The sequence below is a fragment of the Arthrobacter sp. ZBG10 genome (assembly GCF_001238605.1).
Taxonomy (GTDB): domain Bacteria; phylum Actinomycetota; class Actinomycetes; order Actinomycetales; family Micrococcaceae; genus Arthrobacter.
The window spans coordinates 1-22,735 of record NZ_LFQH01000045.1 but is presented as its reverse complement, the minus strand read 5'-3'; the positions used below and the strand labels follow the sequence as shown (position 1 = coordinate 22,735).

At 68.9% G+C, this 22,735-nt stretch carries 17 protein-coding genes; 12 read left to right on the top strand and 5 right to left on the bottom strand.

The annotated features are described in order from the left end of the window. Positions 1 to 2: 2 nt before the first annotated feature. From ACU18_RS11420 to ACU18_RS11410, 3 genes are all read right to left on the bottom strand, one after another. Positions 3 to 1,364: a M1 family metallopeptidase gene (locus ACU18_RS11420; protein WP_050685682.1), complete on the bottom strand. Its 1,362-nt coding sequence runs from the start codon at positions 1,362 to 1,364 to the stop codon at positions 3 to 5. 19 nt (positions 1,365 to 1,383) lie between these two features. Then, the gene (locus ACU18_RS11415; RefSeq protein WP_050685707.1) at positions 1,384 to 5,280 is read right to left on the bottom strand and encodes a Pls/PosA family non-ribosomal peptide synthetase; all 3,897 of its coding nucleotides are present in this window, start codon (positions 5,278 to 5,280) and stop codon (positions 1,384 to 1,386) included. 257 nt (positions 5,281 to 5,537) lie between these two features. After that, entirely contained in the window at positions 5,538 to 6,503 is a 966-nt protein-coding gene (locus tag ACU18_RS11410) for a quinone oxidoreductase family protein (protein WP_050685681.1), read from the bottom strand. A 149-nt stretch (positions 6,504 to 6,652) separates the two neighbouring features. On the opposite strand from ACU18_RS11410, the gene argC reads away from it, so the two are divergent. The 9 genes from argC to ACU18_RS11365 all read left to right on the top strand — a co-directional run bounded on the left by argC (position 6,653) and on the right by ACU18_RS11365 (position 15,927). Continuing rightward, complete coding sequence (gene argC, locus ACU18_RS11405) at positions 6,653 to 7,684, top strand: N-acetyl-gamma-glutamyl-phosphate reductase (RefSeq protein WP_050685680.1); 1,032 nt, start codon at positions 6,653 to 6,655, stop codon at positions 7,682 to 7,684. Beyond that, on the top strand, positions 7,681 to 8,847 hold the full coding sequence (gene argJ, locus ACU18_RS11400) for a bifunctional glutamate N-acetyltransferase/amino-acid acetyltransferase ArgJ (protein WP_050685679.1): 1,167 nt from the start codon (positions 7,681 to 7,683) through the stop codon (positions 8,845 to 8,847). Before argC ends, argJ begins: the two co-directional genes overlap by 4 nt. Positions 8,848 to 8,866: 19 nt before the next feature. After that, the gene (gene argB, locus ACU18_RS11395) at positions 8,867 to 9,820 is read left to right on the top strand and encodes an acetylglutamate kinase (RefSeq protein WP_050685678.1); all 954 of its coding nucleotides are present in this window, start codon (positions 8,867 to 8,869) and stop codon (positions 9,818 to 9,820) included. A gap of 50 nt (positions 9,821 to 9,870) precedes the next feature. Next, the gene (locus ACU18_RS11390) at positions 9,871 to 11,085 is read left to right on the top strand and encodes an acetylornithine transaminase (protein ID WP_231686066.1); all 1,215 of its coding nucleotides are present in this window, start codon (positions 9,871 to 9,873) and stop codon (positions 11,083 to 11,085) included. Then, complete coding sequence (gene argF / locus ACU18_RS11385; protein ID WP_050685676.1) at positions 11,082 to 12,077, top strand: ornithine carbamoyltransferase; 996 nt, start codon at positions 11,082 to 11,084, stop codon at positions 12,075 to 12,077. Before ACU18_RS11390 ends, argF begins: the two co-directional genes overlap by 4 nt. Next, on the top strand, positions 12,074 to 12,604 hold the full coding sequence (locus ACU18_RS11380; RefSeq protein WP_050685675.1) for an arginine repressor: 531 nt from the start codon (positions 12,074 to 12,076) through the stop codon (positions 12,602 to 12,604). Before argF ends, ACU18_RS11380 begins: the two co-directional genes overlap by 4 nt. 49 nt (positions 12,605 to 12,653) lie before the next feature. Continuing rightward, a complete protein-coding gene (locus tag ACU18_RS11375) occupies positions 12,654 to 13,859 on the top strand; it encodes an argininosuccinate synthase (protein WP_050685674.1) in 1,206 nt (401 codons plus the stop codon). 6 nt (positions 13,860 to 13,865) lie between these two features. Next, positions 13,866 to 15,302, top strand: a complete 1,437-nt coding sequence (gene argH / locus ACU18_RS11370) for an argininosuccinate lyase (RefSeq protein WP_050685673.1) — start codon at positions 13,866 to 13,868, stop codon at positions 15,300 to 15,302. An 88-nt stretch (positions 15,303 to 15,390) separates the two neighbouring features. After that, on the top strand, positions 15,391 to 15,927 hold the full coding sequence (locus tag ACU18_RS11365) for a pyridoxine/pyridoxamine 5'-phosphate oxidase (protein ID WP_050685672.1): 537 nt from the start codon (positions 15,391 to 15,393) through the stop codon (positions 15,925 to 15,927). A gap of 35 nt (positions 15,928 to 15,962) precedes the next feature. Here the strand turns inward: ACU18_RS11365 and ACU18_RS11360 are convergent, their stop codons facing one another. Continuing rightward, positions 15,963 to 16,457 (bottom strand): methylated-DNA--[protein]-cysteine S-methyltransferase, encoded by a 495-nt coding sequence (locus ACU18_RS11360; protein WP_050685671.1) that lies wholly within the window; start codon positions 16,455 to 16,457, stop codon positions 15,963 to 15,965. Continuing rightward, positions 16,454 to 17,962, bottom strand: coding sequence for a DNA-3-methyladenine glycosylase 2 family protein (locus ACU18_RS11355; RefSeq protein ID WP_050685670.1), 1,509 nt, complete (start codon positions 17,960 to 17,962; stop codon positions 16,454 to 16,456). Before ACU18_RS11355 ends, ACU18_RS11360 begins: the two co-directional genes overlap by 4 nt. Before the next feature lie 97 nt (positions 17,963 to 18,059). Between ACU18_RS11355 and ACU18_RS11350 the strand changes: the two genes are divergently transcribed. The 3 genes from ACU18_RS11350 to tyrS are packed head-to-tail and all read left to right on the top strand — an operon-like array spanning position 18,060 to position 22,391. Then, positions 18,060 to 18,737, top strand: a complete 678-nt coding sequence (locus ACU18_RS11350; protein ID WP_050685669.1) for a DNA-3-methyladenine glycosylase — start codon at positions 18,060 to 18,062, stop codon at positions 18,735 to 18,737. Positions 18,738 to 18,788: 51 nt separating this feature from the next. After that, positions 18,789 to 21,017, top strand: coding sequence for a HelD family protein (locus ACU18_RS11345; RefSeq protein ID WP_050685668.1), 2,229 nt, complete (start codon positions 18,789 to 18,791; stop codon positions 21,015 to 21,017). A 60-nt stretch (positions 21,018 to 21,077) separates the two neighbouring features. After that, positions 21,078 to 22,391, top strand: a complete 1,314-nt coding sequence (gene tyrS, locus ACU18_RS11340) for a tyrosine--tRNA ligase (RefSeq protein WP_050685667.1) — start codon at positions 21,078 to 21,080, stop codon at positions 22,389 to 22,391. Positions 22,392 to 22,735: the final 344 nt, after the last annotated feature.

Here is a 22,735-nt window from a genome sequence, read left to right as displayed (position 1 = left end):
CCTCAGCTCCCGGGCAGTGGCGGCAGGGCTTCCTCGTAGAGCCACGGGTGGAGCAACGCCTCCGAATCAAGCCCCGTGGCCCGGTCCACGGCCAGGATGAAGTCGGCGGTGGCCACCGATCCGTGGCGGTGCGCCGTGGCCCATTCCTGCAGCAGCGCAAAAAAGGCCAGGTCGCCGCAGGCCACCCGGACCGCGTGCAGGGCCAGGGCGCCGCGCTTATACACCCGGTCATCAAACATGTGTTCCGGGCCGGGATCGCCCACCAGCAGGTCCTGGGCATCGGCGTTGAGCCGGCGCCAGGCAGCAGCCGCCCGGTCCGCCACACCCATCACGCCGGCCTCCTCGGACCAGATCCATTCGGCGTAGCAGGCAAAGCCCTCATGCAGCCAGATGTCCTGCCAGGAAGCGGCGGTCAACGAATTGCCGAACCATTGGTGGGAGAGCTCATGGGCGACCAGGCGCTGCGCCTCCCAGTCCAGCTCAAGGTGGTTGGGGCCCAGGATGGACATGCCCTGCGCCTCCAGCGGGATCTCCAACACGTCCTCCGCGACCACCACCGTGTAGGCAGGGAAGGGATAGGGCCCAAAGCAGTTGATGAACGTGCGCATCATGGCCGGCTGGTGGGCCAGGCCAAGGCGGGCCTGGACGGCGAGGGCCGGGGGAACGGCCACCAGCTGGGTGACCTGGCCGGGGTGGCGGCCGGCGTCGAGCTCCAGCAGCTGGTACCGGCCGATCTGCACGGTGGCGAGATACGTGGCCATGGGTTCGGCCTGGTCATAGGTCCAGGTCTCGCGGCTGGATCGGGTGGTGTGGCCCTGCAGGGTGCCGTTGCATACGGCCCGGTAGTTCGCGTCCGTGGTGACAGTGAACCGGTAGCTGGCCTTGTCGCGCGGGTGGTCGTTGCAGGGGAACCAGGACGGCGCGCCGTTGGGCTGGCCGGCCACCAGGACCCCGTCGGAAAGCTCCTCCCAGCCCACCTCGCCCCAGAAGCCCCGGCGCGGCGCCGGATTGCCTTCGTACCGGACTTCAAGCGTGAACGGCTGCCCGGGTTCCAGGGGTACCGGTGTTGAGACCACCAGCTGCTCGGCGCGCTGGCTGAAGCGGGCTGCCTTCCGGCCGTCCAGCTGGACTTTGGTGGCGCGCAGCCCGGTCAGGTCAAGGACAATGGCCGACGCCGGTTCCTGGGCCACGCCGCGCAGCACCGCCCTGCCGCTGAGGCGGTTGCTGGCCACTTTGTAGTCGAGGAACAGGTCGTAGTGCTCCACCCGGTATGCGCTGGTACCTGCACCGGGCAGGTAGGGGTCGGGCGCGCCGCCGCCCGGCAGGCCGATCGGGCTGCCGGCGGGTGGTGCTGTGGGACTCATGAACGACCTTAGGTTTGTGTCAGGCAGGCGGGGCGGCGGGGCCGGTCCACGGACTGACCGGGTTGCCCATCCAGTACGTGGCGGCAGGCACCGATTCGCCGCGCATCACCAGGGATGCCGGGCCTACGGTACCGCCGGCGCCGATGCTGGCCTGTGGCAGGATGACCCCGTGCGGTCCCATGGTGGCACCGTCTTCGAGCGTAACAGCGTCCAGGCTCATCACCCGGTCGTGGAAAAGGTGGGTCTGGACCACGCAGCCGCGGTTGACTGTTGCGTTGCGGCCCAGGGTTACCAGGTCCGCTTCCGGCAGCCAGTAGCTCTCGCACCAGGTGCCGGTGCCGATCCTGGCGCCGAGGCTCCGGAGCCACCAGACCAGGGCCGGGGTGCCGGTGGCTGCGCGGGCGAACCAGGGGGCGCTGACCATCTCGATGAACGTGTCCACCACTTCGTTCCGCCAGATGAAGGAACTCCACAGCGGATGTTCGCCGGCCCGGATCCTGCCCACCAGGATCCATTTGGCCAGCACGGAAGCCGCGGCGGCCGCGGCCCCGGCCAGGATCATCACCACGCCGCTGAGCAGGGCGGCCACGGCGTAGTTGAAGGTACCGGCCAGCCAATCGAAGGCGAGCATCACTGCCACGGCGATGCCAACGGTGAGCATCACGGGAACAAACCGGCCCAGTTCCCAGAGGGTCCTGGCCACTTTGAGCCGGAACGGCGGCTGGAAGGTGCGGGCGTCGTCGGAGGCAATCGCGGTACGCCGCAGCCGGACGGGCGGGCTGCCCAGCCATGAGGTGCCGGACTTCGCCTTGGCCGGCGTGGCGGACAGGACGGCCACCAGCGAGTTCTTGGGCACGTTCCGGCCCGCGGCCGTCATACCGGAGTTGCCCAGGAACGAGCGCTTGCCGATCTTGGCCGGGGCCACACGGAGCCAGCCGCCGTCCAGTTCGTAGGACGCCACCATGGTGTCGTCGGCCAGGAACGCGCCTTCGCCCACGGTGGTCATCTTGGGGATCAGCAGGACAGTGGAGGCTTCGACGTTTTTGCCGATTTTGGCGCCCAGGAGGCGCAGCCACACCGGGGTGAACAGGCTGGCGTAGATGGGGAACAGCAGGTCCCGGGCCAGGTCCAGGACTCGTTCGGTGGCCCACACCTGCCAGCCAACCCGGCTGCGCACCCGGTGGTGGCCCTCGACCAGCCCGATGCCCAGCAGCCTCGTGGCGGCCAGGATCAGCAGGGCGTTGGTGAGGAACCAGGCCAGCGCTGCCGGTGCCAGCGCCAGGGCCAAGCCGGGAATCGCGGCAGAAAGCGAGGAGCTGCCCTGGATGAACGGGTACGCCACCGCGAGTGCGGCACCGGCCGCCACGATGGGCAGCAGGGCCAGGGCCGCCGAGGCCGAGGCAAACCCGGCAAACCACAGCCTGGCCAGGAACCTGCCCTGCGCCGGGGCGTCCGGGAAGGAGTGCCGGGCTTTGCCGCGGCGCACTGCGGGGGAGCCGGCCACCAGCTGGCCGGCCTTGACCTTCCCCAGCACCGCGGACCCGGCCTCCACCTGCGCCCCGGCACCGATCGAGGCGCCGGGCATCAGCGTGCTCCGGGCTCCCACCGTGGCGCCTGCACCGATCCGGACGGCGCCGATATGGACGCTGTCGCCGTCGATCCACCAGCCGGACAGGTCCACTTCCGGTTCCACGTTGGCCCCCGGTCCCAGCGTCAGCAGGCCCGTTACCGGCGGCAGCGAATGGAGCTGGACGTCCCGGCCGATCTTCGCGCCAAGGGCCCTGGCGTAGTAGGGCACCCACGGCGCGCTGGCCAGGCTGATGGCGCCGGAAAGGTCCTGGATCTGCTCGGCCAGCCACAGCCGGAGATGAACCCGGCCCGAGCGTGGATACGTCCCCGGCCCGACACCGCGCAACAGGAACCGGGCTGCGGCCACCGACATCAGCATGCGGCCGGCCGGGCTGACGAAGAGCAGCCAGGCGGCGGCCACCCACCACCAGGAAACGGTGGGCGCTGCCGAGAAACCTGCCACCGCCGCGAGCACGTTGTTGGCGGCCATCACGTAGGTCAGCCACCGCATGCCCACCAGGATGTGCAGCGGGACGCCCATCAAGGTCTGGAAGATCTGCGATTTCCGGGCCGTGGGCCGGACGGGCCGTTCCCTGGCCGGCCCGGCCGCACCGCCCGGGTTGGACTGCCGGGCCACTTCCACCAGTGCTCCGATGCGGGGCGTGGCGTAGATGTCCGCAACGGTGATGGTGGGGTAGCGCCGGCGCAGGGCCGAGACCAGTTGCGCGGCGGACAGCGAGCCGCCGCCGTAAGCAAAGAAGTCAGCGTCGAGGGACGTGACCGGGCTGCCCAGCACGGCGCTCCACTGCTCCACGATCCAGGCGGCGTCGTCCGGCAGGTTCAATGGGGCGGCATCGGCTGCCGCGGCACCGGCGCCGGCCAGCGGCCAGGGCAGCGCGTGGCGGTCCACCTTTCCGCTGGTTTTGGTGGGCAGCGAGGGGACCACGGTCAGCAGGGGAACCAGGGCCGCCGGCAGGCTGGTGCCGAGCAGCGCACGGGCTGCAGCCAGGTCGATGTCCTGTCCGGAAGCGGGGGCCAGGTATCCCACCAGGATCTGGTTCCCTGCCGCCGTGGTGCGGACGGCCGCCGCGGCGCCGCCCACGTGCGGCAACGACTGGAGGGCGGCATCGATCTCGCCGAGTTCGATCCTGCGGCCGCCCAGCTTGACCTGTTCGTCCGCGCGGCCCTGGAAGATCAGGCCGGCCTGCTCGTACTTGACCAGGTCGCCGGAGCGGTAGGCGCGTTTCCAGCCGAGGCTGGGCATGGGGGCGTACTTCTCGGCGTCCTTGGCGGGGTCGAGGTAGCGGGCCAGGCCTACGCCGCCGATGATCAGCTCACCGACTTCCCCTTCGGCAACGGGCACCCCATCGGCGTCCACCACTGCCAGGTCCCAGCCGTCCAGCGGCAGCCCGATCCGGACCGGCCCGGGGCCGCCCAGCGGGGCAGCGCAGGCAACCACTGTCGCTTCCGTGGGGCCGTAGGTGTTCCAGACTTCGCGGCCATCCACGGCCAGGCGTTCGGCGAGTTCCGGCGGGCAGGCTTCGCCGCCGAAAATCAGCAACCGGACGCTCTCCAGCGATTCCGCGGGCCACAGCGCCGCCAGCGTGGGGACTGTGGAGACTGCCGTGATGCCGTGGCTGATCAGCCACGGGCCAAGGTCCATTCCGGTGCGCACCAGGGCCCGCGGGGCGGGCACCAGGGCTGCACCGTGGCGCCAGGCCAGCCACATCTCCTCGCAGGAAGCGTCAAAGGCCACCGACAGCCCGGCCAGGACCCGGTCCTGTGGCCCCAACGGCTCCCCGGTCAGGAAAATCCGGGCTTCGGCGTCCACAAACGCGGCGGCCGACCGGTGTTGGACGGCCACCCCCTTGGGCGTACCGGTTGAGCCGGACGTAAAAATGATCCAGGCGTCGTCGTCCGGGCCCGGCGGCCGCGCACCGGCAAAAGGCCCGGTGCGTCCGGTGCCGGACAGGACTCCGCCCGTACCCAGCACCCCCGCCACCTTGGCTTCACCGAACACCAGGCGGGCCCGTTCGTCGGGATCGTCAGCGTCCACGGGCACGTAGGCGGCGCCCACCAGCAGCACCGCGAGGATGGCGATGTAAAGCTCGTTGGTGCCGGAGGGGATCCGCACCCCGATCCGGTCCCCGGCGCCCACCCCCGCCTGGTGCAGCTGCAGCGCCGCAGCCCGGACTTCCACCAGAAGCTGGGCGTAACTGAGGGACTGCCGGCCGTCGTCTAGCGCGGAAGCGTCGGGGTAGCGGGCCGCCGTGTCCTGGAGGATGTCGATCAGGGTGCGGACCGGCGGGGTTGCCGGGAGGCCGGGCAGCTGCGGGGCGTGGACCAGGTCCCCGCCGGGCAAAGTTCCGGGCGCAGCATCCGCGGGTCCGGGCTGGCCGGGCACCCCCGGAGCCGGCCCCTCCGGTGGCGCCAAAGGCGCCGCAGCGGAGGTTGCCGGGCCGGAAAGGATGTTCCCCGAAGGGGCATGCTGCGAAGTCACCCGGGCATTGTGCCTGCGCCAGATGAACGGAAGGTGTCCGTGACGGCGGTTTACGTCCCGCTCCCGGAACGTCTGTGTGTCCGCTGTTCCATCCCGGGACGTGCCTAGGGCACCAGGAGGACCTTGCCGGTGGTCCGGCGGCCCTCGAGGTCGCGGTGTGCCTGTGCCGCGTCGGCGAGGCTGTACTGTGCGCCGATCCGGACTTTCAGGCTGCCGTCGGCGGCTGCCGCGAAGACCTCGCCCGAACGCCAGCGCCGCTCGGCGGCGTCCTGCAGGTAGTGCGCCATGGTGGGCCGGGTCAGGAACAGGGAGCCGCCGGCGTTAAGGCGCTGCGGGTCAACCGCGGGCACCGGCCCTGATGCGGCCCCAAAAAGGACCAGGGTGCCGCGGATGCGCAGCGCCGCCAGTGAGCCATCGAACGTATCCTTGCCCACGCCGTCGTACACCACGTCCGCGCCGGTGCCCCCGGTGATGTCCCGGACTTTGTCCGCGAATCCGTCGTACCGGAGCACATGGTCAGCCCCGGCGCCGGCTGCCAGTTCCGCCTTCGCGTCGCTGGAGACAGTGGTGATGACCCTGGCGCCGCGGGCCTTGAGCAGCTGGATCAGCAGCAGGCCAACCCCGCCCGCGCCGGCATGGAGCAGGACCGTGTGGCCGGCGGCCACCTTGAACGTCGAGTTCATCAGGTAGTGGGCGGTGATGCCCTGCAGCGGCAGGGCGGCGGCCGTCAGGTCATCCACACCGTCGGGAACGGGCAGTGCCGCTTCTTCGGGAACCAGGGCGTAACCGGCGTAGCACGCGATGCCCTCCGCGGTGGCGATCCGGTCTCCGGCGGTAAAGTCCTTGACTCCGGCGCCCACAGATTCCACGGTGCCTGCTGCTTCGGAACCGGGCGTGAAGGGATAGGGAACCTGGTAGGCGCCGCTGCGCTTGTAGGTATCAATGAAATTGACGCCCGCGGCGCCCACTTTGATGAGCAGCTGTCCGGAGCCCGGCGTGGGCCGCTCAACGTCCTGGTACTCCAGTACTTCCGGTCCGCCGGCCTGCCGTGCGACGATTGCGTGCGTCATAGCTCTCTTTCCCCGGGACCGGCGTTTCCGGCCCGGCTGCCGCTTCCATCCTAGGTTCTGCCCCCATCGGCGGGGCAAGGGGGCCGCCCTCCGGCGGCGGTGCATAAATATCGGGTCCATTGCATAACTATTGCTGTATAGTCGATGCCATGACTATTTCTGTTGCAGTGTCCGGAGCCAGCGGCTATGCCGGGGGAGAGGTTCTGCGCCTGCTCGCCGGCCACCCCGACGTCACCATCGGCGCCATCACGGCCCACAGCAACGCCGGCTCCCGCCTCGGTGAGCTGCAGCCGCACCTGCACGGGCTGGCCAGCCGCATCCTCGAGGACACCACCGTCGCTAACCTCTCCGGCCACGACGTGGTGTTCCTCGCCCTGCCACATGGCGCCTCCGCGGAGATTGCCGCGCAGCTGCCGGAGGGCACGGTGGTGATCGACGCCGGCGCCGACCACCGCCTCGCCGATCCTGCCGTGTGGGAAAAGTTCTACGGCTCACCGCACGCCGGAACCTGGCCTTACGGGCTCCCCGAACTGCCGGGCCAGCGCGAGGCCCTCAAGGGGGCCAAACGGATTGCCGTGCCCGGCTGCTACCCCACCTCCGCGCTCCTGGCGTTGACGCCGGGCTTCGCGGCGCACCTGCTGGAGCACGATGACGTTGTGATCGTTTCCGCCTCCGGAACCTCGGGTGCCGGGAAAGCCGCCAAGGTCAACCTGATCGGCTCCGAAGTGATGGGCTCCATGAGCCCCTACGGCGTGGGCGGCGGGCACCGGCACACCCCCGAAATCGAACAGGGCCTGGGCCTCGCTGCGGGCAGCCCCGTGACCGTTTCCTTCACGCCCACCCTGGCACCCATGAGCCGGGGGATCCTCACCACCGCCACGGCAAAGGTCAAGCCCGGTGTCAGCGCCGACCAGCTGCGCCAGGCCTGGGCGGATGCCTATGACGATGAGCCCTTCGTCCACCTGCTTCCCGAGGGCCAATGGCCGGCCACTAAATCGGTGGTTGGCTCCAACCACGTGGCCATGCAGCTCGCTTTTGATGCCCACGCCAACCGGGTGATCATCACGTGCGTGATCGACAACCTCACCAAAGGCACCGCCGGCGGTGCCGTCCAATCCATGAACATCGCACTTGGCCTGCCGGAAACGGCCGGCCTCAACCTGCAGGGAGTAGCACCGTGACCATCACCGCACCCCAGGGATTCCGCGCCGCCGGCGTCACCGCCGGACTCAAGGCATCAGGAAACCCGGACCTCGCCCTGGTGGTCAACGACGGCCCTTCCAAGGCCGCTGCCGCCGTGTTCACCAGCAACCGCGTTGCGGCCGCTCCCGTGCACTGGTCCCGGCAGGTTGTCTCCGACGGCCGGGTGGACGCCGTGGTCCTGAACTCCGGCGGAGCCAATGCCTGCACCGGGCCCACCGGCTTCCAGAACACCCACAGCACCGCCGAAAAGGTTGCTGACGTGCTGGGCATTTCCGCCACCGACGTGTTTGTCTGCTCCACCGGCCTGATCGGCGAGCAACTCCCCATGGACAAGATCCTGCCCGGTGTCGAGGCCGCAGCCGCTGCGCTGAGCCCCGACGGCGGCCCGGACGCCGGGACCGCCATCATGACCACCGACTCGGTCCCGAAGTCCGCCCTCTTCATCGGCAGCGACGCGGACGGGCAGGAGTTCAGCATCGGCGGCATCGCCAAGGGCGCCGGCATGCTGGCGCCCGGCCTGGCCACGATGCTGGTGGTGCTCACCACCGACGCCGCTGTGGACGCGGACATGCTGGACACCGTCCTCCGCGACGCCACCCGTGTCACCTTCGACCGGGCAGACTCTGACGGCTGCATGTCCACCAATGACACCGTGGTCCTGCTGGCTTCCGGCGCCTCCGGTGCGGTGCCGGACGCGGAGGCCTTCGCGGCCGGACTCACCCAGGTCTGCGCCGAGCTGGCCCGCAAGCTGATCGGTGACGCCGAGGGCGCCAGCCACGATATCGCCATCCGCACCTACAACGCCGCCAGCGAAGCGGACGCCGAAACCGTCAGCCGCTCCGTGGCACGGTCCAACCTGTTCAAAGCCGCCATCTTCGGCAAGGACCCCAACTGGGGCCGCGTGCTCTCCGCTGTGGGAACCACCGACGCCGTCTTCGACCCGGACGCCCTGAACGTCAGCATGAACGGCATCCGGATCTGCCGCAACGGCAGCATTGGCGATGACCGCGCGCTGGTGGACCTGGAGCCCCGCGAGGTCCTGGTGGAGATCGACCTGCAGGCCGGCACGGCCGAAGCCACGGTCTGGACCAACGACCTCACCCACGACTACGTGCACGAAAACAGCGCCTACTCAAGCTGACCCACGCCCGGAGGCACGCATGAACACCGAAACCCGCGAAAACACCTCGATGCTGGACGCGCAAAGCAAAGCCGGCACGCTGATTGAAGCCCTGCCCTGGATCCAGCGTTTCGCCGGGACCACCATGGTGATCAAGTACGGCGGCAACGCCATGGTCAACGACGAGCTCCGGCGTGCCTTCGCCGAGGACGTGGTGTTCCTGCACCACGTGGGCATCCACCCCGTGGTGGTCCACGGCGGCGGCCCGCAGATCAACTCCATGCTGGCGCGCCTGGGCATTGAATCCGAGTTCAAGGGCGGACTGCGCGTCACCACGCCGGAGGCCATGGACGTGGTCCGCATGGTCCTGACCGGCCAGGTGGGCCGGGAGCTGGTGGGACTCATCAACTCCCACGGTCCGTACGCGGTGGGCATGTCCGGGGAAGACGGCGGCCTGCTCCGCGCCGTCAGGACCGGAACCGTGGTTGACGGCGAAGACGTGGACCTGGGCCTGGTGGGCGAAGTAGTGGGGGTGAACCCGGAAGGCATCCTCGACATCCTCGCCGCCGGCCGCATCCCGGTGATCTCCACCGTTGCCCCCGAAATCGAAGCCGGCGCCGATCCTGCCGACAGCCGGGTCCAGACCACCGGCCAGGTGCTCAACGTCAACGCCGACACCGCCGCGGCTGCCCTCGCCGAAGCCCTGGGCGCCTCCAAGCTGGTCATCCTCACCGACGTCGAGGGCCTGTACGCCAACTGGCCGGACAAGTCCTCGCTCATCTCCTCGCTGAAGGCCTCGGACCTCCGGGACCTCCTGCCCACGCTGGAGTCGGGGATGATCCCCAAAATGGAAGCCTGCCTCAAGGCAGTGGACGGCGGGGTGGAACGGGCGCATATCGTTGATGGCCGCCTGCCGCACTCCATGCTCCTTGAAACCTTCACCACCGCCGGCATCGGCACCCAGGTGGTTCCCGACCAGGAAGTGAGCGCATGAACGACACTGTTGACGTGGGTCCGGCCGGGCCTGACGCCAAAGCATCCGTGATGACCGGAATGGGCAGCGGCGCCGAGTGGCTGTCCCGCTACTCAAGTTCCCTGATGGGTGTCTTCGGCACCCCGCAACGGGTCCTGGTGCGCGGCGCCGGCTGCCTGGTCTGGGACGCCGACGGCAAGGAATACCTTGACCTCCTGGGCGGCATCGCCGTCAACGCGCTGGGCCACGCCCACCCGTTCGTGACCTCCGTGATCGCCAGCCAGCTGGCCACCCTGGGCCACGTCTCCAACTTCTTCACCAGCCCCACCCAGATCGCGCTGGCCGAGAAGCTGCTGGCCCTGGCCAAGGCACCGGCCGGCTCCAAGGTCTTTTTCGCCAATTCCGGCACCGAAGCCGTGGAGGCCGCCTTCAAGCTGGCCCGCCGCAACACCGGCACAGCGGACGCACCACGGACCAAGGTCGTTGCGCTGGAGGGCGCCTTCCACGGCCGCACCATGGGCGCCCTGGCCCTCACAGCCAAGGAAGCGTACCGGGCACCCTTCGAACCGCTGCCCGGCGGCGTGGTGCACATCCCCTTCGGCGACCTCGAAGCCCTGCGTGCCGCCGTCGACCATTCCACTGCGGCCGTGTTCCTGGAACCCATCCAGGGTGAAGCCGGAGTCCGGCCGCTCAGCGCCGAATACCTGCAGGCCGCCCGCCGGCTCACCACTGACGCCGGCGCGCTGCTGATCCTCGACGAGGTCCAGACCGGTGTAGGCCGGACCGGCACATGGCTGGCCAGCGAGGACGCCGGAATCGTTCCGGACGCCATCACCCTGGCCAAGGGCCTGGGCGGCGGGTTCCCCATCGGCGCGCTGCTGACCATGGGGGAGAAGCCGTCCGCCCTGCTGTCCGCCGGCCAACACGGCACCACCTTCGGCGGCAACCCGGTGGCAACGGCCGCTGCCCTGGCAACACTGCACGCCATCGAAAACCAGCACGTCCTGGCCAACGTCAACACCGTGGGGGAACACCTGCGCGCCGGCCTGGCCGCCGTTCCCGGCGTGACCGGCGTACGCGGCAGGGGACTGCTGATCGGCTTCGACCTCGACGCCGACGTGGCACCGGCAGTGGTCCAGGCCGGCCTGGACGCGGGGTTCATCGTTAACGCCCCCGGCCCGCACACCATCCGCCTGGCACCCCCGCTGGTCCTGACCACCGCCCAGGCAGAGACCTTCCTCGCCGCCTTCCCGGCCATCCTCCAGACTGCTAAGGACGCCCAGTGACAGCAACCCCAACCCGGCACTTCCTCAAGGACACCGACCTCAGCCCAGCTGAGCAGGCGGAGGTCCTGGACCTTGCAGTCCGCATGAAAGCCGCGCCGTACAGCGTCCAGCCGTTCGCCGCGGAAGGCAACGGCCGCAAAACGGTAGCGGTGATCTTCGACAAGACCTCCACCCGCACCCGGGTCTCGTTCGCCACCGGCATCGCCGACATGGGCGGCAACGCCCTGATCATCAACCCCGGCGAGGCACAGATCGGGCACAAGGAATCCGTGGCGGACACCGCCAAGGTCCTGGAGCGTATGGTCTCCACCATCGTGTGGCGGACCGGGGCGCACGCCGGACTCGTGGCCATGGCGGAAAACTCGAAGGTGCCCGTTATCAACGCTCTGTGCGATGACTACCACCCGTGCCAGCTCCTGGCGGACCTGCTGACCGTCAAGGAGCACAAGGGCCCGCTGCAGGGCCTCACCATGGCCTACCTCGGCGATTCCGCCAACAACATGGCCAACTCCTACCTGCTGGCCGGGGTCACCGCCGGCATGCACGTCCGGATCGCCGGTCCCGAAGGCTACCTTCCCACCGCGGAGATCGTGGCCGCCGCAGAGGAGCGGGCTGCCCTGACAGGCGGCTCCGTCCTGGTCACCACCGATGCCACCGAAGCCCTCACCGGCGCGGACGTGGTGGCCACCGACACCTGGGTCTCCATGGGCCAGGAAGCGGAAAAGGAAGCCAGGATGCAGCTGTTCCGGAAGTACTCCGTGGACGAGGCGGCCATGTCCCTCGCCGCGGACGACGCCGTGGTGCTGCATTGCCTTCCCGCTTATCGCGGCTACGAGATCTCCGCCGGCGTCATCGACGGTCCGCAGTCCATCGTCTGGGACGAGGCCGAGAACCGGCTGCACGCCCAGAAGGCCCTGATGGCCTGGCTGCTGCACCGGTCCGGCCTGGCAGTGGTGGCTGGCCTTGAGCCCGTGGCGGCTGGCAGCCAGTGACCGTCCCGTCAGCCGGGCCCGCCTCCAGCCCGGCCACCAAAACGGCCCGCCAGGCCCGGATCACGGCCCTGCTCACGGGCCAGTCCGTGCGCTCCCAGGCGGAGCTTGCGGCGCTGCTGGCGGACGACGGCGTCCAGGTCACCCAGGCCACCCTGTCCCGGGACCTGGTGGAACTTGGTGCCGTCCGGGTCCGCGGCCAGGAAGGCGTGCTGGTTTACGCCGTCCCGGGTGAAGGCGGGGAACGGGCCGCCAAAAGCGGGGTGAGCCAGGAAATCCTGGACGCCCGGCTGGCCCGGCTCTGCAGCGAACTGCTCGTCACGGCGGAAGCCTCGGCCAACATCGCCGTCCTGCGTACCCCGCCCGGCGCGGCGAACTTCCTGGCCCTCGCAATCGACCATTCGGTGATGCCGTCCATCCTGGGCACCATCGCCGGTGACGACACCGTCCTGCTGGTCTCCCGGGACCCCCTGGGCGGACCCGACCTCGCCGCGCGCTTCCTGCAACTGGCCGAGGAAGCCGGGCAATAAGCTTGATGGCAACAACACCAACCAAACCCTCAATTCAAGGAGCATTTAAGTGACTGAACGCATTGTGCTGGCCTACTCCGGCGGCCTGGACACCTCAGTAGCCATCGGCTGGATCGGTGAAGCCACCGGCGCCGAGGTCATCGCCGTGGCCGTTGACGTTGGACAGGGCGGCGAGTCGCTGGAGACCATCCGCCAGCGCGCCCTGGGCTGCGGCGCCGTCGAAGCCTACGTGGCCGACGCGTCGGACGAGTTCGCCAACGAGTACTGCATGCCCACGCTGAAGGCCAACGCCCTCTACCAGGGCCACTACCCGCTGGTCTCGGCCATCTCCCGCCCGGTGATCGTGAAGCACCTGGTCAAGGCCGCCCGCGAATTCGGCGCCACCACCGTGGCCCACGGCTGCACCGGCAAGGGCAACGACCAGGTCCGCTTCGAAGTCGGCATCCAGACCCTTGGGCCGGACCTGAAGTGCATCGCACCCGTCCGCGACCTCGCCCTCACCCGCGACAAGGCCATCGCCTTCGCCGAGGAAAAGGGCCTGCCCATCGAGACCACCAAAAAGAACCCGTACTCGATCGACCAGAACGTCTGGGGCCGTGCCGTCGAAACCGGCTACCTTGAGGACATCTGGAACGCCCCCACCAAGGACATCTACGACTACACCGCCACCCCGGAGTTCCCGCCGGCCCCGGATGAAGTCACCATCTCCTTCGAAGCCGGCGTGCCGGTGGCGATCGACGGCGTCCGGGTCACCCCGCTGCAGGCCATCAAGGAACTGAACCGCCGGGCCGGCGCCCAGGGCGTGGGCCGGATCGACGTTGTCGAGGACCGCCTCGTGGGCATCAAGTCCCGCGAAATCTACGAGGCCCCCGGCGCCATGGCGCTGATCACCGCGCACAAGCACCTCGAGGACATCACCGTCGAGCGCGAGCAGGCCCGCTTCAAGGCCACCGTTGGCCAGCGCTGGGCCGAGCTGGTCTACGACGGACAGTGGTTCTCCCCGCTGAAGCGTTCCCTCGACGCCTTCATCGAAGACACCCAGAAGTACGTCACCGGCGACATCCGCATGACCCTGCACGGCGGCCAGGCAATCGTCAACGGCCGCCGCTCCGACACGTCCCTGTACGACTTCGACCTGGCCACCTACGACACCGGCGACACCTTCGACCAGTCGCAGGCCAAGGGCTTCATCGAGCTGTGGGGCATGTCCGCCAAGGTGGCCTCGGGCCGCGACATCCGCGTCGCAGGAAAGTAGCCCCCCGTGGCTGAGCACAAATCCGGGGTGCGCTCGGGGACCAATACAGGTGCGCTGTGGGGCGGCCGGTTCGCCGGCGGCCCCGCGGACGCCCTCGCGGCGCTGAGCAAGTCCACGCATTTTGACTGGCGGCTGGCCCGCTACGACATTGCCGGGTCCAAGGCGCACGCCCGCGTGCTGCACAAGGCCGGACTGCTGGACGACGCCGAACTCGACGGCATGCTGGCCGCCCTCACCCGCCTGGATGAGGACGTGGCGTCCGGCGCCTACCTGCCCGCCGACTCCGACGAGGACGTGCATGGATCGCTGGAACGCGGCCTGATCGAACGCGCCGGCACCCAGCTGGGCGGCAAGCTCCGCGCCGGCCGGTCCCGCAACGACCAGGTGGCAACCCTGGGCCGGATGTTCCTGCGCGACCACGCCCGGATCATCGCCCGCGGCGTGCTGGCCACCGTGGACTCCCTCGTCGGGCAGGCCAAGGCGCACCACGGTGTGGCCATGCCGGGCCGCACCCACCTGCAGCACGCCCAGCCGGTGCTGCTGAGCCATCACCTGCTGGCCCACGCCTGGGCGCTGCTGCGTGATGTGCAGCGGCTCCAGGACTGGGATAAGCGGGCCGGCGTTTCGCCGTACGGTTCCGGCGCCCTGGCGGGGTCCTCGCTGGGCCTGGACCCGGAAGCGGTGGCCGCGGACCTGGGCTTCTTCTCCGCCACGCACAACTCGATCGACGGCACCGCGTCCCGCGACGTTTTCGCCGAGTTCGCGTGGGTCACGGCCATGATCGGTGTTGACCTGTCCCGGATCTCCGAGGAAGTCATCTTCTGGGCCACCAAGGAATTCTCCTTCGTCACACTGCACGATTCCTATTCCACGGGGTCCTCCATCATGCCGCAGAAGAAGAACCCGGACGTGGCCGAGCTGGCACGCGGCAAGGCAGGGCGCCTGATCGGCAACCTGACCGGGCTCCTGGCCACCCTCAAGGGACTGCCGCTGGCGTACAACCGCGACCTGCAGGAGGACAAGGAGCCGGTCTTCGATGCCGCCGACACCCTGGAGCTGCTGCTTCCGGCCGTTTCCGGCATGATCGCCACCCTGACGTTCAACACCGAGCGGATGGCGTCGCTGGCACCGCAGGGCTTTGCCCTGGCCACCGACATCGCCGAATGGCTGGTCCGGCAGGGCGTGCCGTTCCGGGAAGCGCACGAGCTTTCCGGCGCCGCCGTCAAGCAGGCCGAATCCCGCGGCGTTGAACTGTGGGACCTGACAGACGAGGAATACGCGGACATCTCCGCGCACCTCACGCCGGAGGTCCGCACGGTACTGTCCACGGAGGGCTCGCTCAACAGCCGCAACTCCCAGGGTGGCACGGCACCGGCCGCCGTCGAACGCCAGCTCACCGCGCTGGAAGCCGAACTGGAAGCCGTCCGCGCCTACGCCGGCTAGCTCCCGCACGCCCCTCCCGCCTGTTGATCCGACAGGCGGGAGGGGCGTTCTGCGTTAACCTGCGGGGCAGCCCCGCTAGCATGGCGCCATGACCCAAACCTTCCGGCAGTTCCTCCGCGCGCTGCCCGACTTCCCCGCGGAAGTTCCCGATTTCGACCCGGACACCGCGCCGGCGGACCCTGCCGCGCTGTTCCGGCTCTGGCTGGACCAGGCCCTCGCCGCCGGTGAACCGCAGCCGCACGCCTTCAGCATGGCGACGGTGGCCGGCGGCGGGCAGCCGTCGGCACGGATGCTGATCCTGAAGGACATTGACGACGCCGGCTGGCAGTTCGCCACGTCCCGCACCTCCCGCAAGGGCCGGGAACTCGCGGGATCGCCGGTGGCGGCCATGAACTTCTATTGGCATTCGCAGGGCCGGCAGGTGCGGGTGGCCGGTCCCGTGGTGGAGCTCTCCGCCGCCGCATCGGCCTCGGACTGGGACGCCCGGCCGCAGGCTGATGGCAGCAGCAACCCGGACTGGCAGCTCTACGCCCTCCGGCCCGTTGAGATCGAATTCTGGCAGGCCCGGCACAACCGCCGGCACCTGCGGCATCGGTTCGGGGAGGACGGTATCCCGCTCGACTAAGCCGTCGCGCCACGGGACCTGCGCCGGCGGTTCGCCTATGCCGCTTCGCGCGCCAGCAGCCGTTCCTTCACCGGCAGGCCCCAGCGGAACCCGCCCAGGGTGCCGTCCGTCCGGATCACCCGGTGGCAGGGAACAAACAATGCCGCGGCGTTGAAGGCGCAGGCGCTGGCCGCGGCCCGGACAGCCTTGGGGTTTCCGGCCAGCGCCGCGTATTCGCTGTACGTCACGGGCTGCCCCGGTGCCACAAGGCGCAGGACGTCCCAGGCATGCGCCCGGAACGGGCCGGACTGCTGCAGCACCGGCACGGCCATTGCAGGTTCCGGGTCTCCGCTGTAGAACGCGTCAACGGCCGGGGAGATGCCGGCCAGGCTGCTGACTGTTTCCAGGCCGTCCGGCCGCAGGGACGCGTGGATCTGGCCGGTCAAGTCAGCCGGGTCCGCTGTCCAGCCGGACGAGAGCACCGCCCCGTCCCGGGCGATGATGGTGAAGGGGCCATCGGGGGTGGTCATGGTCAGCAGTTGGGCTTTCATGGCGTCACTTTCGCGGAGGTTGGGGCCGGGGAACGGCGGGTGCGTGGAGTACGTCCGATGCCGGGGGGACGGGCGGCAGCGGCCCAGAGGTGCATGGTGGCGTAGGAACGCCAGGGACTGACTTCGCGGAAGTCCGGCGAACCGGCGTCTGTGCCCGCGGCCAGGGCCTTGATGCCGTTCCGGACGGCGGCGTCATTGGCGAGGAAAACGTCCGGGGCACCGAGCACCCGCATCGCCACGTAGCCCACCGTCCAGGGTCCCACGCCCGGCAGCGGCAGCAGTTCGGCCGTGAGGCCGGGGACGTTATGGCCGTAGCCGATCTCCAGCCGGCCGTCCGCCATGGCCGCTGCGGCGTTTAGGAGGGATTCCGTGCGCCGCTTCGGGCCGCGGAGCAGGTGCCCGGAAGCCGCGATCTGCGCTGGGGTGGGGAACAGCCGGTCCAGGCCGTCCGCCGGAGCGCTGCTGTGGCTGCCTGCAGCAGCTAGTTGCGAAAGTGCCGTCCGGGCAGCGGCCACGGTGATCTGCTGGCCGATCATGGCCCGGACCAGCAGCTCCTGCGGGTCCAGCGCCCCGGGCATCCGCATCCCGGGTGTCCCGGCGACGGCGGCGGCGAGCCGGGGATCCGCCGCCAGGGCAGCATCGATGGCCTGCGGGTCGGCGTCCAGGTCAAAGAGCCTGCGGACCCGGCTCAGGAGTGCCGGCAGGTCCCGCAGGTCCACCGCGCCGATGGTGAGGGTCAGGGGCCGGCCGGGCGTGCCGCCGTCGTACTCCACCGCGAAGCGCGCGTCGCCGTGCGGCAGCCGCAGCGTCCGTGCGTAGGACGTGGCGGTGCCCGCTTCGATGCCGGGGACGGCACGCACGGCAAGGAACGTGAAGATGCCCGGATCGAACGGCTGGCGGTACGGCAAAGCCAGGCTGAGGGCCGTGGTGCCGCCCCCGGCCTTCGCCGGACGGCCCTTGAGCCGCAGCGCAGTGGGGGTCATGTCGAAGACTTCCACCATGGTTTCGTTGAACTGGCGGACACTGCTGAAACCGGCAGCGAAAGCGATGTCCGCGAGCTTCATGGCCGTGGACACCAGCAGCGTCCGGGCCGTCTGCGCCCTGCCGGCTCGGGCCAGCGAGAGGGGACCGGCGCCGAGCTCCTGGCTGAGGATCCTGTTCAGCTGCCGGGAGGAGTAGCCCAGCCGGGCAGCCAGGCCCTGGACGCCGTCGCGGTTAATGACCCCGTCATTGATCAGCCGCATGGCGCGGCCGGCGACGTCCTGTCGGATGTTCCAGGCGGGGGTCCCGGGGACCGCCTCCGGGAGGCAGCGCTTGCAGGCCCGGTAGCCGGCGTCGTGCGCCGCGGCCGAAGTCTCATAGAAGGTGACATTGGCGGCCTTGGGGGTCCGGGCAGGGCAGGACGGGCGGCAGTAGATGCCCGTGGTGCGGACGGCAGTATAGAACTGCCCGTCGAACCGGGTGTCCCGGGCGTCGATCGCCCGGTAGCGCTGCCAGAAGTCCATGCCTCCATCCTGCCAGCCCGGCGGGACTGCTTCTAGCGGAAATCGGACACGGCCGTGCGTACCCCTGGCCACTTCCCGGAGTAGGTAGAGTCGAAAAATGACCACGCCACAGCCCCCGTCCGGGCCGCCCCTGCGGGAATTGCTGGCCGGCAACGCCCTGGACCTGGCCCCGATGCTCCTGGGTGCCGTGCTGACGCACCGGACGCGGGACGGCCTGGTGGCTGTCCGGCTCACCGAGGTGGAGGCCTACCTGGGGCCGGGGGATTCACTTCATCCCGACCCCGGGTCCCACACCTACCGCGGGTCCACGCAGCGCAATGCGCCGATGTTCGGGCCGCCCGGGCACCTTTACGTCTACTTCACCTACGGGATGCACCACTGCGCCAACATCGTCTGCGGGCCGGTTGGCACGGCGTCCGCGCTGCTGCTGCGTGCCGGGGAGGTGGTGGCGGGCGGGGACCTTGCCCGGCAGCGGCGGCCCACGTCCAAGTCACCGGCGGACCTGGCGCGGGGACCGGCCCGGCTGGCCAAAGCCATGGGACTGAGCACTGCGGACAGCGGCCGGGACGCTTTGGCGGAGCCGTTCACGCTGGAACTGCCGCCGCACCCTGCCGGACCTGTCAGCTCCGGGCCGCGGGTGGGGGTGGCCGGTCCCGGCGGGTCGGGGGAATACCCGTGGCGGTTCTGGCTGACCGGGGACCGGACCGTGTCCACGTACAAGCCGGCCCGGCCCCGGACGCCGCAACCTGAGACCACCATGTTTCACAAGCGTTAACGGAAATGGTTGTAGAATGGACGGTCTGTATTCCGCGATAGGGGAACGTTAATGCTCGACGCCGATTTGGCCCACGAACGGGATTATGTTGCCGGCCTCTACGCCCGGCTGGAGGAGCTGCGCGACGAGAAGCGCCGGCAGCTTGCCCAGGTCCGGCGCGCCGGAGCCGTAGGCACCATGCAGAACGTTTCGGAACGGGACGCTTTTGCCGCCCTGTATGAGGACCGGCTCGCGCAGCTGGATGCAGTGGATGACCGGTTGGTCTTTGGCCGGCTGGATCTGGACTCCGGCGAGGAACAGTACATCGGCCGGATCGGCCTCACCACCGAGGACCTGCAGCGGTTGATGGTGGACTGGCGCGCGCCCGAGGCCGGGCACTTTTATCAGGCCACAGCTTTCGACCGGCAGGGCGTTCGCCGCCGCCGCCACCTGATCCTGCAGGGCCGCGAAGTCAAGGCCATTGAAGACGACGTCCTGGACGCCGGCATGCTGGCGGACGATGAATCGCTGCAGGGCGAAGGCGCCCTCCTGGCGGCGTTGAACTCCAAGCGCACCGGCCGGATGTCGGATATCGTCAGCACCATCCAGTCGGAGCAGGACCGCATCATCCGGTCCTCGATCTCAGGTGCCCTGGTGGTGCAGGGCGGCCCCGGCACCGGCAAAACCGCCGTGGCGCTGCACCGTGCCGCCTATCTCCTCTACACCCACCGGGACCGGCTCAAGACTGCAGGCGTCCTGCTGGTGGGGCCGTCGTCGTCATTCATGAAGTACATCGAACGCGTGCTGCCCTCCCTCGGCGAGACCGGTGTGGTGATGGCAAGCCTGGGCCGGCTGATGCCCGGCATCCATGCCGTACCCGAACAGGACGCCGGCGTCGCCGCCATCAAGGGCCGCCTGGACATGGCCGCCATTGTGGCCAACGCCGTCGCCAACCGCCAGCGGGTCCCGGCCGGGGACCGGATCCTGGAAGTGGACGGCCGCAAGCTGACGCTGACGGTCCGCCAGGTCCGGCGTGCGCGGGAGCGTGCCCGGGCCACCGGGAAACCGCACAACGAGGCACGCGCCAGCTTCGTCAAGATCCTGCTCCGTGAGCTGACCGAACAGCTGACCGACCTTGTTGAAGCCGGGAACATCGGCAACAACGCGGACCGGGGCTACCTTGCCGAGGACGTCCGCAGCGCCCGCGACGTGCGGATCGCCCTCAACCTGTGCTGGATGCCCATAACGCCGGAGAAACTGGTTTCCGAGCTGTTCAGCAAGCCGGCCATCCTCGAATTCTGCACCCCGCACCTCACCAAGGCTGAGCGGGCGTCCCTGCTGCGCCCGGCGGACGCGCCCTGGACGGAACCCGACGTCCCGCTGCTTGATGAAGCCGCGGAATTGCTGGGGGATCTGGACGCCACCGACGGCCGCGGCCTTGCGCAGCAGGAGCACGACAGGGCCCGCGACCTGGCCAACGCCAAGCAAACGCTGGAAAACATGGAGCACATGGGTGTTGATGTGCTGATGACTGCAGAGGAGCTCGCGGACCAGAACCAGGAGCGCGAGGACCGGCTCACGGCGGCCGAGCGCGCCACCAGCGACCGCAGCTGGGCCTTCGGGCACATTGTGGTGGACGAGGCCCAGGAGCTTTCGCCCATGCAGTGGCGGCTGCTGGTGCGGCGCTGCCCGCTGAAGTCGTTCACGATCGTGGGCGACATTGCCCAGACCAGTTCCGTGGCCGGCGCCAATTCCTGGCAGGGTGCCCTGGCTCCCATGTTCGGTGACCGCTGGCAGCTTGAGGAGCTGACGGTCAACTACCGGACGCCGTCCCAGATTGCCGAGGCAGCAGTCCGGATGGCCAACGCTGCCGGGCTGGTGGTTTCGGCGCCCAAGGCGGTCCGTGAGGGCCGCTGGTCACCTGTCATTGACGAGGTCCCGGCGGGCTCAGTGGTGGACCGCCTGGTGGAGGTCCTGCCGGCAGAGCTGGAAGCGCTCGACGGCGGCCTGATCGCCGTGATTGCCGACGGCGACCTCCTGCCCGCAGCCATCCGCGCCCTCCGCACTGCGTACGGCCGGCGGGTGGGCAACGGTGCTGGGAGCTACGAGCAGGACATTGTGGTCATCAGCCCCCGCGAGGCCAAGGGCCTGGAATTCGACGGCGTGGTGGTGCTGGAACCGGCCATGATGCTCAACCACGAGCACGGCAAGGTGGGCGACCTGTACGTGGCCATGACCCGGGCCACCCAGCGGCTGCGCCTGATAGCGGCCCAGCCCGTACCGGCAGGCATCGCAGGCTGAGGGCCTGCTCCCGGCGGTGCCGCCGCCTGGCGGCGCCGCACTCCTGCTAACTTAGAAGGCGTGCCAGAAATCAACAGCCTCGAACTGCAACAGAACGATCCCACTTTTGCCAACGTATGGCAGGAGCTGAAATGGCGTGGCCTGGTCCACGTCTCCACCGATGAAGCAGAGCTGGAGAAGCTCCTCGCCGGTGGGCCGGTCACGTACTATTGCGGCTTTGATCCCACGGCTCCCTCGCTTCACCTGGGCAACCTGGTGCAGCTGCTGGTGATGCGGCGGCTCCAGCTGGCCGGCCACCGGCCGCTGGGCCTGGTTGGCGGGTCCACGGGCCTGATCGGTGATCCCCGTCCCACGGCTGAACGGACCCTGAATACCAAGGACACCGTGGTGGAATGGGTGGGCTACCTGCAGGGCCAGGTCCGCCGTTTCCTAAGCTTCGAGGGGGACAACGCCGCCCGGATGGTCAACAACCTTGACTGGACGGCTCCGCTGAGCGCCATCGACTTCCTGCGTGAGGTGGGCAAGCACTTCCGTGTAGGCACCATGCTGCGCAAGGACGCGGTGGCCTCCCGGCTGAGTTCCGATGAGGGCATCAGCTACACCGAGTTCAGCTACCAGATCCTGCAGGGTATGGACTACCTCCAGCTGTACCGCGACCACGGCTGCGTCCTGCAGACCGGAGGCTCGGACCAATGGGGCAACCTGACCAGCGGCACGGAGCTGATCCGCAAGGTGGAGGGCAAGAGCGTCCACGCCCTGGGTACGCCGTTGATCACCAATTCCGATGGCACCAAGTTCGGCAAGAGCGAGGGCAACGCCATCTGGCTCGATGCCGCGATGTGCAGCCCGTACGCCTTCTACCAGTTCTGGCTTAATACCGCAGATGCTGACGTCGTTGACCGGCTCAAGGTGTTCACCTTCCTGACCCGGGCAGAGATCGACGACGTGGCCACCGCTGTTGCCGAGCGTCCGTTTGCCCGGGAAGGCCAGCGCCGGCTTGCCTTCGAAGTAACGTCGCTGGTTCACGGTGTGGATGCGACCGAAAAGGTCATCGCAGCGTCCGCCGCTTTGTTCGGCAACGGCGACCTTACTGTCCTCGATGAGGTGACCCTTTCTGCCGCCACCGCCGAACTTCCTTCCGCCACGGTGCCGGCAGACGCTTTGGGCATTGTGGATCTTTTGGTGGCGTCGGGTCTTTCCGAGAGCAAATCGGCCGCCCGCCGCACGGTGGGGGAGGGCGGCGCCTATGTGAACAACCAGAAAATGACAGACCCGGATGCTGTTGTCGCCGGCTCGCAGCTGCTGCACGGCAAGTACCTGCTCCTTCGGCGGGGAAAAAAGAACCTCGCCACGGTGCAGGTGGATCCCGCCTAGGGTTCCACGCCCCCGAAAACACCACAGCACGCCCCTCACCAGCCGACTTGCACGGCTGTTGGGGGGCGTGTATTGTTTTCTGAGTCGCCGCCGCTGAGTGGTGACAAACCCCCAACATTGATAAGAAGCAATTCTTAGCCAGGCAGTGCCTGGACCGAAAAGTTGCTTCGATTTTCTGCTGGGCGGATTCATGGAAACAGAGTGAATTCCGGGAAAACAACCGGATTTGCAAAGCGAATATGAATGAAATAAGCTTGAAACATCACGGCGAAGAAATACGGAATAAGAATTCATTCATATGAATTGTTTCGGGAATATTCGAACGTGTCTGTTGTTTGAGAACT